General features: G+C 56.9%; 9 protein-coding genes and 2 pseudogenes. 6 read left to right on the forward strand and 5 right to left on the reverse strand.

The window, feature by feature from the left end:
- Positions 1 to 32: 32 nt before the first annotated feature.
- From U3654_RS09770 to U3654_RS09780, 3 genes are read right to left on the reverse strand one after another with little or no spacing between them, the layout of a single operon-like run.
- Positions 33 to 2,129, reverse strand: coding sequence for a matrixin family metalloprotease (locus tag U3654_RS09770; RefSeq protein WP_324755148.1), 2,097 nt, complete (start codon positions 2,127 to 2,129; stop codon positions 33 to 35).
- Positions 2,126 to 3,265 (reverse strand): hypothetical protein, encoded by a 1,140-nt coding sequence (locus U3654_RS09775; protein WP_324755149.1) that lies wholly within the window; start codon positions 3,263 to 3,265, stop codon positions 2,126 to 2,128. The genes U3654_RS09770 and U3654_RS09775 overlap by 4 nt, the downstream gene beginning before the upstream one ends.
- Positions 3,262 to 3,975 carry a hypothetical protein gene (locus U3654_RS09780; protein ID WP_324755150.1) on the reverse strand — a complete coding sequence of 238 codons (714 nt, stop codon included), beginning with the start codon at positions 3,973 to 3,975 and terminating at the stop codon, positions 3,262 to 3,264. The genes U3654_RS09775 and U3654_RS09780 overlap by 4 nt, the downstream gene beginning before the upstream one ends.
- Before the next feature lie 1,117 nt (positions 3,976 to 5,092).
- On the opposite strand from U3654_RS09780, the gene U3654_RS09785 reads away from it, so the two are divergent.
- The gene (locus U3654_RS09785; protein WP_416384570.1) at positions 5,093 to 8,434 is read left to right on the forward strand and encodes a S8 family serine peptidase; all 3,342 of its coding nucleotides are present in this window, start codon (positions 5,093 to 5,095) and stop codon (positions 8,432 to 8,434) included.
- A gap of 207 nt (positions 8,435 to 8,641) precedes the next feature.
- Here U3654_RS09785 and U3654_RS09790 read toward each other — a convergent pair whose 3' ends face one another.
- Entirely contained in the window at positions 8,642 to 9,664 is a 1,023-nt protein-coding gene (locus U3654_RS09790; RefSeq protein ID WP_324755152.1) for a permease, read from the reverse strand.
- A gap of 85 nt (positions 9,665 to 9,749) precedes the next feature.
- On the opposite strand from U3654_RS09790, the gene U3654_RS09795 reads away from it, so the two are divergent.
- From U3654_RS09795 to U3654_RS09810, 4 genes and pseudogenes are all read left to right on the forward strand, one after another.
- The gene (locus U3654_RS09795; RefSeq protein WP_324755153.1) at positions 9,750 to 10,607 is read left to right on the forward strand and encodes a LysR substrate-binding domain-containing protein; all 858 of its coding nucleotides are present in this window, start codon (positions 9,750 to 9,752) and stop codon (positions 10,605 to 10,607) included.
- Between the two features lie 409 nt (positions 10,608 to 11,016).
- Entirely contained in the window at positions 11,017 to 11,709 is a 693-nt protein-coding gene (locus tag U3654_RS09800) for a competence protein CoiA (protein WP_324755154.1), read from the forward strand.
- Between the two features lie 565 nt (positions 11,710 to 12,274).
- Positions 12,275 to 12,421: pseudogene (locus U3654_RS09805) on the forward strand (integrase); the annotation flags it as partial.
- Positions 12,422 to 12,497: 76 nt separating this feature from the next.
- On the forward strand, positions 12,498 to 13,310 hold the full coding sequence (locus U3654_RS09810) for an abortive infection family protein (protein ID WP_324755155.1): 813 nt from the start codon (positions 12,498 to 12,500) through the stop codon (positions 13,308 to 13,310).
- Between the two features lie 278 nt (positions 13,311 to 13,588).
- On the opposite strand, the pseudogene U3654_RS09815 reads toward U3654_RS09810, so the two are convergent.
- Positions 13,589 to 13,847 (reverse strand): annotated as a pseudogene (locus U3654_RS09815) (transposase); the annotation flags it as partial.
- Positions 13,848 to 14,244: 397 nt separating this feature from the next.
- Between U3654_RS09815 and U3654_RS09820 the strand changes: the two are divergent.
- Positions 14,245 to 15,132 (forward strand): viperin family antiviral radical SAM protein, encoded by an 888-nt coding sequence (locus U3654_RS09820; RefSeq protein ID WP_324755156.1) that lies wholly within the window; start codon positions 14,245 to 14,247, stop codon positions 15,130 to 15,132.
- Positions 15,133 to 15,181 lie beyond the last annotated feature (49 nt).

Here is a 15,181-nt window from a genome sequence, read left to right on the forward strand (position 1 = left end):
ATCTCAGCAAAAGCAGGAATTGGATTTAGGCCCTAGATGGGTCCGGGTCGGCATGCGCCGCCCGCCACCTGTAGATCGCATTCGTAGTTGCCAGGATAACCGACGCTTTGGCAGGTGACGTCCTCATTTGGGTCTTCGAGATTGGCGCCCGGACCACACTCCGCTCGGCAAGACGCTGACAATGGTGAATCGTCGGGTGCAAAGCGGCAGACCGGGCCAAATGTTGGCTGGTTATCTATGCCCTCCAACTCGCCATCCACCCAGCATTGAGTTGCCATCGGGGCATTGCATACGTTGGGCAGACACAAGGCTGTCCCGGAGGGATGGTCATTGTAGCAGAACGCGTTGTCGTCGTTCAAAAGCGTCCGACAGTCGGCAAGACAGGCCCAATGAGGGGGATCATCGGGTTGGCACGTGCCAGTGCCGGACCCGGATTGGGTTTCTTCGCCGAAACAGGTCAGGTCCGCACCGCAATCATCATCTGACGTACAGGAGCAACCGACATGAAGATCGCCGATGGCTCCGCAGGTGCGGCACAGGCCGAATGATCCCTGTGATACGCATGTGCGCTCGATATCGCCCTCATCAGGGCAGAATTCGTTGATGGAATGATCGCCATCGGGATGTGCCTCTTCGTTGCCAAATTGGCCGAATGTGACCTGGCAAACGCAATCCTCTTCACCGGGGTCGCAATCCTGTGGCGGTTGGGGTTCCCCTTCCGGCGGCTCGAGGGGCGGGGCGTCACATGTTTTGCGGATCTCAGCCAGATCGCAAACCCCGTCGCTGGCGGGCAGGTTCAGAGACTGACACTGGGACGCATTCGGCGCAAGAATATTCACGAAAAAGCCGGTCAACGTAAAATTGTCATCTTCGAGAATACCACCGGCGGCAACTGTTCCGTTTCCCTCAAGATGTTCGTGGCAGATATCGACCCCGTGCCACAGCCGGTATTCGCCTTCAGGCGCGCAGTCGGGATCGGTGCTGAGCGTCAGCCGCTGCACCCCGGTCGCATTCAGGCTGCCCGTGCTGTCAAACTCGATCTCGTTTTCGAGGATGGCCCCGGCCAGTGGTGGAATGCCGGGGAATTGTGATGTGGGATCGAAGGGCATATCTGTCCCGTCGGTCAGATAAAAACCGATGCTGTGGGTCTTGCTGGTATCCGCATCGTTGGCGCGGTTGGCAACCGTGAAGGGCACGTCAAAGCTGTCACCGGGGCACAGATTCTGCGCCCGCGGCTCATCCCCCGCCACGTCATAGAAACTGCCCTCGCAGGTAGGATCGAAAATGCCAAATGCGGCGCATTCAAGAATGTCCGGGTTGAACGCTCGCCGCGTACCCGCCAACCCGTAATTGACCAGCCGCTGATTGTTCGCGTTCGGGTTAATGATATTGGCTTGCTCGAGTATCGTATAGCGGTCTCGATAAAGCACCGGCAGTTCACGGAATAGATATTGGGATATCGCGATCAGGTTCACCTCGTCGCCGTTACCGCCATATTGCTGCCGGGCGCCCTGCTGATCGTCGGGCAGAACCATGTAACCGGGATCGGCGCTCCGCACGCGGGGCGCATCCTGACATGTCGGTTGCATCATCGCCATCCGGGTGGATTCATGACCTAGGCCGATCGCATGACCCAACTCATGAACCACAACACCTTGGGCCGTACAGAGGGTGAACTGATCGGTGGCCGGGTTGTTATTGACGACGATATTGGGGGCGTCACCTGCAATCCCGATGTCGGATTCCACGATCCTTCGGCAGCCTGCGCAATTATGTGTGGTGAACTCGCGGCCTGCGGCCCCGTCGATCTCGGACATGGGGGTATAGAGTATCTCGCTTTTGCCGTCGCCTTCTTCCATCACGTTATCCGTTTCGGCAGCACCACCAGACAGGGTGAAAAGCAATCGCAAACCGCCGGTCCGGTTCCACGCATCGATGGCTTGGGTGATCGCGGTTCTCCGGTCGCTTCCGCCTGGGGTGTTGCCGGAATCAAGGCGCCATTCGATTGGCAGATCTTCGTCTTCCCACCGGACCTGATTGCCCACCCAGTTTTCCTGAACATTGAAGGCCAGACCGGCCCGAGAGAGCATCAACAGAAGAAATCCGGTAAGGGTTATGAAGCGCGTCATTCTACCCCCCTTATCGTTGGTGGCACCAGTGGATAAGCCGTATATGGGCCACTCAGAACAGGACCCGCGCAATCCTCGGACTCCGCAACAAAATCATCGGACGACATTGCGTTCTCCGGTGCCGGCGTGCCGGTTAACTGCGGTGTGCGAAACAGGAATTCGGGGGTGCTGACGGGGTCGTCGGAGCGCCCGCCCTCAACATCAGTCACGGCAAACCCGTGCTGATCCACTAAAATGTCGCGATCATCGACGGTTTCGATCCGAAACACATCATCCAACGAAATCGGCTCATGCACCCAACCATGATTGGGCAGGATCAACAGATAGCGCGCGCCGACCGTCAAGACCGGCATTTCCGATGTGTCAAGAAACCGCCCGTCGGGAAAGAAGCCGCGGCGCAGCCGAATGTCCACCGGCCCGGCAACCACGCCACCTGCACCCGCCAGGATGGAAACATCCTCAATACGCGAAACCTCGCGCGGCCCTTCATCCTCTGCTTCGTCGAACGTATAGCTCTGGGCGCCAACCACACCGTTCAGTATCACGCTGCTACGGCGCAATCGGTCGCAAAAGCTTACGTCGCTGCCCACGCTGCCCCAATTGGGATTAGCAGGGGGCACCTCGACCGCTCTGGCCGGTACGTGGTCAACATCAAGGCTTGTCAGCCGCAGATGGTGCTTGGCCTCCGGTGCTGCGGTTGTCCAGACACCCGACACGACCAAGGGTTGAAGCGCGTCAATGCTCAGGAAACCTTCGACAAAGGGTTTGGGAAACCCATAGGGAAATGTTAGCGCCCGCAGGCTACGGCAATCGACGGCGGTGGCCTTTTGTGCCGGCAAGTCCATCGGCTCCAGCGCGACGATCTTGCCGCCGGTCAATTGCCCTGGCGGGTTTGCAAGCTTGAGCTCAAACGTCACTTTCAGCGGCGCGGGGTGCGGATTGAACAGGTTGATGACCGTCCCGTAATGTCCGCCCGCCAGTGGCCCCGGATGGTGCGATTTTATTCGGCCACAGATGATTTTTGCCTCATGCAGATATCGGAACACCGGCTGCGAGGGCTTGCGTTCCTGTGCCGTGCCATGCGTCGTCGCCGACGCAAGCAGACAGATCACGACGAATGCGATGCGCGTGATCATTGCTGCTCACCCGATGTTGAGCGCAGGCAATGCCCCCTGCGAATGTTGTTGGTCTCGAGGGTTTCGTCGATCGTCAGTCCGGCATCCGCAATCACATCAAACGGGCAGGTTCCGGACCGGCCCGACCCGAAGCAGTCACGCGGAATATCCGACCCGACCTCGTGCTTTTCGCCCGGACCGAGCGCGGGCACCGGCGTCTGGCTTTGCCCGAAAACACCGAAATCGAACCGGGCGACGGACGCAGCCGCCTCTACCGCGCCCTGATTGATGATCAATGCGACCGCATCCGGCGGAGAGCCGTCCGATGGCATCTGAGTACAAAAACCGGTGCCGGGTGCGCCCAGCGGGTCGGTTTCCAATGTGGGCGAATCCGGCAGCAGATCGGGCTTTTGTGTCGAGCCCGCCGTTGCGGGAACGGCATCAATCCGCTCAACATCAATGCTGGCCACCGGTCCGGGCCAGCTTTTGCAGCACGATTCCTTGAGGAGAGGCGCGGCGGTATAGACCGCCTGAACCGAAACTGGCCGACTGACCTGAACCACCAGAAACCCGTCAATGTACTTGTCCGGCAGGCCAAACGGAAAAGCCAGAACCTGAATGTCTTCACAATCGACGGCAGCGGCCTGCCCCGCGTCCAGCGTCAGCGGCCCAAGGTCGAAAACCTCACCCGGTGCAGGAAGAGTTGGAGGGTGTGCCAACGCTAACCGCAACGCGATTTCCTGACGTTCCGCGCCGGTGTTGAAGATATTAATAACGGTAGTGTAAAAGCCTTGAACCAATTGCAAATTTGTTGGGTCAGGTTGCTTGCCGCATATTATTTTTGCGGCATAAACCTGTGTCCGATCCGACGCTTCCTGAGATTTGACCAAACCTGCCGTGGCTAAGAATAAGCCGATGCATGAAGCAAAAATTCCGCACTTGCCTAGCATGATGCCCTCCGGTCTCAAATGACTCAGAATTTCAGACAACGTCACGCAGGCGAAGCGTTCGATTTCGGCCGAAGAAAAACATTCGATATCGCGTCAACCCGTCTGCGTGACGGGAAATCAGTTCAAAATTAATTTGCGCATTCTACCATAGGTATAGCGTTTCACCAAATATCGCATGCCGAGCGCCATTGTCGGTAAGAGAGGTCAGCCCGCCAGCAACGATCAGGGCTGATCTGGTGGTGCATGCGTCAGGCCTAAAGCGACCTGTGCGGCATGAGCCACTAAGGCCAACTGCGTCCGCTTGTCCAAGTTCATGCGAGGCACAGCAAAGGTCAGCTGCCATAAGGTCAGCTGCCATAAGGTCAGCTGCCATAAAGTGTTTCACAATTGGTCTTCACGACGAGCAAATATGCACGCTCGATCCAGTAGGCCTAAAGTGGCGGTTCGCAATAACAACGTGCGCTACGTCATCGAGGACATGCGAACCCAAGGCTAACGCACTCAGCAATGCAAAATTCGCTGCCGTCGTTCACATCGCCTGCACAAATCTTGCAAGTCAGGACTGACAATGATGCGTCATGCGAGGCCCAAAGATGATAGGGCAGAAACACTCCATTCGGTTTGAAAAAGAACAATACAGCAAAGAAAACGTTCGGAAATCGAAGACCTCTGGCGTGGCAAAGTGCAGCAATGATACGCGGTCTCGGATTTCATCACATGAGGAATACTAAAACACAAAGCCGACATTCGATTGCTGTAAACTTATGGCCGTGTCGCCGACATTCACGAGGTTGCTCTGTTAGCGCAAATTTGACGCCCGCCCACGCGGAATCTGTGGTATAATCACAGTTATTTCCAAGAATTATTTCTAAATCGGCATTTAACACAGGAGTTTAAAATGACTTGCGTGTCTCGACTTTTAATTCAGGTTGTGGATTACGAAGGCAGCCCGCTTCAGGAGGCAAAGGTGAGCCTCAAGCCCGGGTCAGGGCGGGGAAAATCCATTCACTCCAATTATTTCCAAGCGGCGGGCGGCTACGTTTTCGAGGGGCTCGCCCCGGGACGCTACCACATTGAGGTCGCCTCACGTGGGCTTGAGTCGCAGACCCGCGACGTGGAAGTGACAAAAGAGGAGGAGCGCGCGCAATTCCATCTCGGCAAGAAGGGGATGCTGTACTATTTCCGCGGCCAAGTGCGCATCCCGGTCGATCCGCCCGAGGGCCTCGTCGCGGCGAGCGTGCGGCCGGACATTGACGACAAGGGCGAAGAGGCACTCTATAAGCTCGCTGCGGAACTCGGGCTCACGGTCGTGGAGATCGGCGCGGCTATCCGCGGCGAGTTCGTCCGCGTCTTCCAAGCACCGAAAGCGCTTCTGAGCGAACAAGGGCCAGAGATCCTCGCCCGGCTTTCGGCCCATGAACTCGTGCGCCGGGCGGGATTTGTCCTCAGACTGACAGAAGAAAGCGTTACTTTCCTTACCGACGAGATATCTGTCCAGTTTGCCGAGGAGAGCGCGAAAAAGACAACCGAAGCCAACGCAAAGGACGATGGATACGAGGTCCTCCGCTGGCTGCCTTATTCGCCACGCACGGCAGTCCTCCGCGTCGTGGGTGTGGCTGATTTCGGAGTTCTTGAGACCTGCGAGCGCTTCCTGACCCGCGACGACGTGGTTTTCGCCGAGCCCAACCTCGTAACCACTGTCGTTCCAGATGTCACACCGGATGATTTCCTGTTCGCCAACCAGCCGAACCACGGGATTATTCAGACGGAAGAAGCTTGGGATGTAACGCTCGGCGCCGAGGACATCATCATCGCGGTGGTCGATACTGGCTGCGATGTGGATCACCCTGATTTCGTCACGCCGGATTTCACCAAAATCTACCAGCCGTTCGACTTCACCGGCGTCGACACAGACGTCTTCAACAATGGTAGCAGCCACGGCACGCAGAGTTGCGGCATCGCCTCGGCTGTCGCGGACAATGCTGAGGGCGTTGCAGGTGTCGCGCCGGGCTGTCAGCTTATGCCAATCCGCTGGCCCTCGGGTGGGACGGATACCGATTTCGCCGACATGTATGTCTGGATCGCCGGTCTTGATCCGGCGAGCGTGACGCCGGGTTTTCCGGCTGTCATCAGCCCCGGCGCCGATGTCATCAGCAACAGCTTCGGTCTTGGCGAAGCCGCAATCTCGGGAACGATGTCAAACGCCCTGGACGCGATCACCGATGATGGCCGAGGCGGTCTTGGCTGCGTGGTGGTTTTCTCGGTGGGCAACAACAACGTGGATTTCACCGTTGGAAACGGGCGACGCTGGGCGGAATACGACCGCACGATAGCCGTCGCCTCCTCGCGCAACAGCCCACCCGACGCTGCTGAAGTCAAGGTCAGCACCAGCAGTTTCGGCCCTGCGGTTGACGTCTGCGCGCCGGGCGGTGGGCCTGGCGGCGGGACAGAAACTCGGGTGATGAGCACGGTGAACGTGGGTACCGGCAACACCGCCGGTTCCGGGACCGCAGCCAGCAACGATTACCGGACTTTCGGTCAGACGTCCTGCGCCTGTCCGCAGGTTTCAGGCGTCGCCGCGCTGGTCCTGTCGGTTCGCCCGGACCTGGCATGGGACGAAGTGCGTGACATCATCCGTGAAACTGCCGACCGGATTGATGTCGACAACGTCGATCCCGTGGGCCAGTGGGTCGACAACGACGGGGACAGCTTCCCTGAATTCAGCCAATGGTATGGTTTCGGCCGCATCAATGCCGCGGCGGCGGTGCTCGAAGCGAGGCGGTCGCTACCGATCATCGCCGTAAACCTCGAACAGGGAATGGAATTCGGCCTTGTGTGCGACGGACCGGCGCATCTGACCCTGCAAGTTTTCAATGTGGGCCTGGACGATCTTGTCATCTACGACGTTTCAATCCTCGGTGGTGGCACGGTCTTCGAGGTCGATCCCCTTCCGGATACACCGCTGGTCATTGATCCGGGCAGCGAGGTGGATTTCACCGTGCGCTACACGCCTTCGGCGCAAGGTGCATCGGACAGTGCCGTCCTGCGAATAGAGAGTAACGATCCGATAACACCGGAGCTTGACCTTGACGTATCGGGTGAGGGCGGCATCGCGACCGCAGCGCTTGCCGTCGCGGATTCAGGTGATTTCGGCACGGTCTGTGACGGCGAATTCGTCGACCGGGATCTGCTCGTCAATAATTCCGGCACGTGCCCGCTGATCGTGACGGCGATCACGTCGACCGACCCAGCATTCGTCGTACCCATGGTCATCGATTTCCCGCTGGTGATTGCTGCGGGCGACACAATGAACCTGCCTCTTCGGTTCCAGCCGATAGCGCCCGGCTTGGCCGCGTCCACGATCCGCGTTGTCAGCAACGATCCCGACAGCCCGGTAGAGATCGAAATTTTCGGCACGCGCGGAGAGCCACGGCTCGTCCTTTCCTTTGCCAATGACGGTGATTTCGGGGCGACATGCGTAGAAGATATCACTGACAAGCCGCTGCTGCTTTCGAACAGCGGTGATTGCGATCTGCGGATCGACAGCATCGTCTCTTCGGATGCGGAGTTTGTTGTACCGGCAGTCATTGCCTTTCCGATGGTCATCGGTGCTGGTGCCTCGGCCAGCGTATCGCTGCGATTCCAGCCCGCTTCCTTCGGCGCGAAATCAGCAACGATCACGATCACCTCGAACGATCCGGCGAGCCCTGCTGTGCTCGATGTGAGCGGTACCGCGCCAAGCGGCAAGCTGACGCTCACTGGCACGACGCAATTCTGCGAGGTTGAGCTTGGGGACTGCGCGCGCGAAACTCTTTCGATCTGTAACACGGGAGACTGCGATCTTCACGTCAAGCGTGTCGCGTTCAAAGAGCCGGATCCCTGCGCGGCCTTCATGTATGGCAATTGCGATTGCGGCGGCGGCTGTTCTTGCGGCTGCGACGAACCCGAAAAACCGAAGAAGCGACCCGTTTGCGATCAGAAATGTCTGGATTTCAAAATCCTCGGAAATCCGTTCCCGGCGGTCGTGAAACCCGGGTCCTGCCTTGGTGTGACGATCCAGTACCGGCCCAATTGCGACGGTGCCTCGTGCTGCCAGTTGGTGATTAAAAGTGATGATCCGGACATACCGAAGAAGACCGTATTCGTGACCGGCCGGATCAAGCGCACGCTTTATTCGGCACTCAAATGCTGGGCCGGGCAGGAACTCGCTGATGCATTGAGCGGCAAGCATAAGTGTTGAGGGGTGCTGATGCGTCTTTGGACCTATGGATCTCCTACTTGGGATCTTCATCAACCGGCGCGCCGGCTCGTCTTAGCCGTTCACTACAGATGACGCGTAGGACGGATTGCAGACAATCGCTGCGATCTGCACCGAGGTCCGGTATGCGGGACTCTCGTACCATTCGCTGCCGGTGCGCCAATGGCCGTTCTTGATTGCCTCAGCCCTCTAAACTACCCACTCAAATATATACCCCGCTGCCAACGAGCCCAGAACCGCTAGGGCGAGATACAGCAAAAAGGGCTTCAATTTAAGAATCGGCGCAATGGCCATCGCTCCCCAAATGCTGACCACGCCACCCGAGACCAGAAAGGCCATGGCAGCGCCCTCGGACATGCCGTTGTCAATCAGCCCGCGCGTAAGTGGGAGCGCGGCATAACCGTCGATATAAGCCGGTGCGCCGACAAAGACGGCGGCGGGTATGGCCCACCATTGATCTTCGCCAACATATGCTGCAAGCGCCCCAGGGGTCAGAGCAGCGTTCAAAGCATATTCGGCAGCGAATGCGGGAATCAAGCAAATCAGGATGAGCCGCGCCGTTGCCCAAAATTGGGTGCCAAATGACCGCCGACGAGACTTGGTCCTCCAGACCCATGGGTCGAAGGTCAGGGCCGCTCCACAACGCGCGGCGCTCAGTTGGCGTACCAAACCGTTGTCGCGCAGCGCGTTCAGCGCCCACGGCGTCTTGGCGAACAGTCCGGTGACCGCACCACCGAACAGGCCCAATCCGAACGCCGCGAGCGTTTTGCCAATCGCAAAGCTCAGACCAAGAGTCGCGGCTGTTGTCGCGAGCATCGCTGGATCTGTGATCGGAGATGACAACCAGAAAGCCATGATCGGAGCCAGCGGCAAGCCCGCAGCCAACAGCCCAGCCATCAATGGCAACACGGTGACGCCGCAGACCGGTGTAATGGCCCCAATTAGCGATGCAACCAATACCGTTCGCAGCGTCCTACCCTCGAACGCGGCAGCAATGTGCGTATCCGCTCCACTGGCGATGATCCATGCCGCAAGAAGAATGCCCGGAATAACGATAGGGGCGACGGCAACCAGGCCCCACACGACGAACATGGCGGCATTTGCAGCGTGTACTGGCCAAGCCAGAACAATGCCTACCAACAGGAAAAGGCATAGGCCCCACACGATAGTTTTCTTGTTTGCTTGTCGGCGGGCAACTGTTTGATCGGACATCGGATACTCCTCTGACCTTGAAAAATAGCTGACCGTGAAGCATATGTGAAACAAATATCTTAAATTTCTGGTATTGGAAAAACAAATGGATAGTCTTGACAGCGATTTGCTGCGCACGTTTGTCGCCGTGGCTGAAGCGGGGAGCGTCACAGACGGGGCGGTGCGCATCTACCGGTCCCAATCCGCTACCAGTCTTCAGATCAAGCGTCTTGAAGCCATCCTTGGTCGACCCGTTTTCGAACGGCACGGTCGCGGTGTCATCTTGAGCGACACCGGACGTCGGCTGCTCCCAGTTGCACAAGACGTGACCGCACGCCTCGACGCCGTCCTGCGCGATATTTCTCGAGATGCTGTGACGGGCAAGCTTCGCTTGGGTGTTCCTGATGATCACGGACGTGCGAAGCTCGCGGGGATCATCGCGGCTTTCACCCGTCACCATCCGAAGGTCGAATTGGATGTGACCTGCGCTTTGAGCGCGTGCTTCCCAGATGCGTTGGACAAGGGATTACTCGATCTCGCGATCTACGAGGTGGAACGTCCGTCGCGACATGAAGAAGTGCTGTTCGAGGACCCAACGTGTTGGATGTCATCGGCGCATCGAGATTTCTCAGCCGACGAAACCCTGCCAGTGGCCTTGTTCGATCATGCCTGTTGGTGGCGCGACGCGGCTATTGCGTCTCTTGAGGCGCGAGGAAAACCATATCGCATCGCCTACTCCAGCCAAAGTGTGTCAGGCGTAATCGCAGCGGTTGAAGCAGGGATCGCAATCGGTCTGCTGGGCCGCTCGTCATTGCATTCTGGCCTGTCGGTTGCGGGAAAGAATCTTGGCTTCGGAAATACGCCTGCCTCGAAGCTGGTGATGGGGGCAAGTGGGTCCCAGAAGGCTGGACCGCAGGACGCGATGAAAGAGGCTATCCGTGCCGCGTTTTTGGTCAAGGTCTAGAAAACCGGCCATTCGTGCTCCGCGCAGCAATCGATCAGTTGGGATGATTGTATTGAAAAACTCCCTGGGGCACACTGGACGATCCAAAATGCAGAATTTTATTCCGCTCGATTTGCCATTGATCGAAAATCGAAGAAATACCTCATCTCTTCAGAATACCTTCCCTCCAAACTGGCTCATCCGACACGGTTGAATAGTTTTTCAACAAAATAGGTCGGAATGAACCTTCACTGCGCCGTACACCAAGGTCTGCAATGCGGACAAATAAGGCTTTCGCTGCGGTTGCTCAAATGGCAGCTTCCGGTATTGTGTAGAAAGCGGTCGTTTCAGGGTGACCTATCGGCAACTCGCGCGGAAGTCTCCGTCATGGAGGCTTGAAAATACAGCACCGACTAAATAGTCAATCTGAATGCGCTTTGCACTCTCAAATGAACAACGGATCGAGGCAACCCCCGGTGCCATGGGCATCTGTCCAGGCTGCAGTGCCGAAATGTTGGCCCGTTGCGGAACCAAGAAGGTTTGGCATTGGGCGCACAAAGGCAGACGCCATTGCGACCATTGGTGGGAAAACGAGACTGAATGGCACCGTGTTTGGAAAAATCGGTTTCAGAGCGACTGGCAAGAGGTGCCAGCTCGTGATGAGGCTGGCGAACTGCATATTGCCGACATTAAGACACCCTATGGCCTTGTGATTGAGTTCCAGCACTCTGCTATCAAGCCGGACGAAGTAGTAAAGCGCACAAATTTCTATGGCCAAGTGATCTGGATCGTTGATGGAAACCGCCGTCCGACTGATCGGACTCAATATGAACGGATGCTTTCAGAAAATTACCCGCAGCGATTCGATGGTGTGGATATCTACACTGTCTATCATGAAGAAACTCGGCTTCTCAAAGAGTGGGGGTCACTGGGCAGGATTGTTGGTTTTGACTTTGGAGGTGAAAGTCTGTGCTTCCTCACAGCCGCACAAGGCATGAGCCGGTATCTATTTGACTTTCCCAAGGCGGAATTTGCTGAGCTGATCGCCGAAGGAAAGCCATTGCCGGTGGTCCAATTCGGAAAGCCTGCCCCTCGTGGCTATCGTCGCCGTAGAAGAAGTTAAGAATCTCCCTGCCTAAAACGCTCGCTTTTGGAACATGCTGCCTGTAACGCTGACAAAACAGTTTGTCAGTAGGCGTCCCATGGAATGACACATTCTGTGGGTTTTCCCGGTCCATCAATCGCTCGCACATATCCTCCCAGTTGGTGACAATCTGAATGTTTCCATAAACCAAGCGGAAATATTGATCCGAACACCCAGCCCAAAATAACGGCAATCACAATCACGAAATTTTTTTTCAGCATAGAAGACAGGGTTTCACTTTCTCGGGGCGTCTGCAACGGGTTCGAACTTGCCATTCAAAACATTCGCAAAACTCACCAAAAACGCTCGTTTTTGGCACATGCGCAAACCACCCAGATTGACGCTGCCACAAACCCCGTTCAAAACCCATCCCGTTGCTGAAGGTTTTTGCCTCTCTCGTGATAGCAGACATTAGCTGCATAGCAGAAATTCGGAAAAGAGGGCTCGAAGCGGACCTCGGATGCGGCGCAGCATCTCATGATAGAGTGCCTCGTCAACGTCGGGTTGTCGATGTGGGAGGGCTTGGTGGATTGGAGGAGCTGTCATGCCAACACCAAACTTACCGGCCATCCGGGCGCTTCGCCCCGCTTGGAATAAGGGTCGGATCGTTGGTCAGAAACGACCGTTGATGCCAAAGCACGTCTGGGCAATTCGCGTGCGTCTCGAACTCGCGGAGAACCATCGCGACCTTGTCCGCCGCGCGTGTGGAACGGGGTGCTACCATCGCGTAGAACGTGTTCAGTCTGATGATTCAAGGTGTCTGCCCCGTGTTCAAGAAGCCATACGAACAGCTCATTCCTCGCCTCGAACGGGACGCCATAGAGAAGGCTCTCGAGATGGAGAGCGGCTACGTCCTTGATTTCAGCGACAGGACCTTCGACGATTTTTTCTTCGAGACAGTTAACATCGACGCATCCGCGCAGTCACACCTTTTCAGTGGTCGCGGCACTTCAAAAGCGAAGCGCCTCCGTTCGTTCATAGAGAATGCACAGCCGTACCTCGTGGTGAAAGTTCTCCGAGAACTCTGGGAGCACCGGGAAGCACGTGTCGCGGGCTATACATCCGACGTTCCTGACATCAACGAAAAGACGCAGGGGCTTTATTTCTCGGCCATAGCCGGCTTTGAGGGGCGGGCTGACCAGATCGACACGACGGCGATTGAGGCCTTTGGACCAAATGAAACTCTCGAGGAACTGGTCGCGTCCATTCGCCGGGATCTCGACGCGAAGAAGCCCCACGCCGCCATCGACCGCCTGCACACATATTGCATGAAGAGGTTCGCTGCCCTCATCCGGAAACACGGCGGTCCCGACTGCGGCAAGGATGACCCGCTTCATTCCCGTGCCGGAAAATACGTCAAGATTTTGCAGCAGACACACAACCTGACGCCTGTCTCCGACCGCATCGTGAAGACGCACATCGCGGTTTTTCAGGAGATGAACCCCATCCAGAATGACCAGTCCTTCGCACACGACAACGAGACGCTCGTGACGATGGACGAGGCGCGGTTCATTTTCGACAGCGTGACCGCGTTCCTGCGGTTCTCGAAAGCGATTGACGGACGCCTGTTCGAAGACTGACACGAAAGCCGGGGCGATCACGCCGAACCCCTGCTCATCCTGCGCAATAGCCCCCTGAACAGCGGATTTCAGGGTGGTAGCAGATGGGCATTTTCAGCGTATTCGAACGAAAGAAGGCGGCGCTTTTCAGCGGGACGAGCGCTTTGGGGTCGTTCTGTCGCCTCTCGCACGGCCGCGCGGGCGGACCCGTCACAGGCTCGCTGTCTAATGAAGCCGTTGCGTGTGATGCCGAAAAGCGCGCCGAGTCGGCGTGACACCATGCCCTTTGGGTCAATCTCGTTCAGATGCACTTCCTCGCAAAGCCGCCGCTCGGACCGAATGCCCAGGCAGTAGCCCACCAGCAGCATGCGGATCAGCAGCTCGGGATCGATCGAATGGCGGCCGGTGTTGCTGTAGCAACGGGGCCAGATGCTGACGGATGTCTGACAGGTCTACGAAGCGGTCAATGGAGCGCAGCAGGTGATCCTGCGGGACGTGATCCTCAATCGAGAACTCGTAAAACAACGCGCCTTGCGCCTCTTGCTTCGGTCCCAACATCGCAGATCCCCCCGCATCATCGGGGATAATTAAATCAGCGCCAGCGCCCCAAATCATCAAGAGTTTTTCAACAGAATACGCCCTATGTGACCATCGCAACTTCCGGCCCTTTGCGGACCTTCAACCACAACTAAAGATGCCGCACTGTGGCGCTTCAAACCCGACATTCGCTGCGAGTGCTCAATGTGCGCAGTCATAGGAGGCCCCTGTGCGGGATTTGCCCGCCGTTCCTAAGGAGTGTCCAAATGAGTAACCTGGATAGACAGCACTTATCGCACAGGCAGGTATTGCGGATATTATAGAACTCAAGAACAACTAAAATGTCCCCAGAATCCCACGTCTTTGCGCTGCCCACATCGACCATTTCTTCAAGCAACACTTTTGCAAGGAGAGCGCAGTGGAACTTCAACCTCAACTCGTCGCGAATTGGCATGTTACAGAAGCCTGCAATTATCGTTGCAAGTTTTGCTACGCGCATTGGTCCAAACCAAAGGCTTCGGAACTTTGGCGCAATAATGCCTCGTGTAAATTTCTGATATCGGAGCTGGGCCGATTTCTGTCACCTGACAACCCGCTTTGGGAACAACGTTTTGTCCGTCGGCCGCGACTTAACATTGCCGGAGGTGAGCCAACGCTTTGGGCCGGTGAGCTCAGTCACGTGGTGGATCACGCCGTTGCAGCCGGATTTGACGTGAGTTTGATAACCAATGGCAGCCGTCCCGAGACGCTGCGTAATATTGCATCAAGAATTTCAATGCTCGGTCTCAGTGTGGATTCCACTCGTTGCGACGGGAATTTGCGGATCGGACGGGTGGATAGAAAGGGCGCGCAAATCGGCTCGGACGATCTTATCGACTTGGTCCGCGAATTGCGCACCGCCAACCCTACACTGCAGATCAAGCTGAACACGGTCGTGAATGCGGTTAATGCCGAAGAGGATTTCTCGGCACTCATTTCCCATATCGCGCCAGACCGTTGGAAGGCCCTACGAATGCTACCGTCCTACAATGACGAACTGACCGTGGATGAAGCGAAATTCGAAAGGTTTGTCAGCCGCCACGCCGCTTTCCGGCGCATCCTTTCCGTCGAGGATAACCCCTCGATGGTCCAGTCCTATCTTATGATCGATCCGCATGGCCGCTTCTTCCAGAACAAGCTGGACAGTAAAGGATATTACTACAGCGAACCCATCCTCGACATCGGGGTCGAGCGCGCGTTCGCGCAAATCCCATTCTCCATCGACAGGTTTCTTGCGCGATACCAGCCTCTGGAGAGCACGTCATGAAATACTCAACCTGCAAAGAGATCGAGAAAGAGGTGCAATCGCGCGTACG

The organism is Roseovarius sp. Pro17, assembly GCF_035599575.1.
GTDB lineage: Bacteria > Pseudomonadota > Alphaproteobacteria > Rhodobacterales > Rhodobacteraceae > Roseovarius.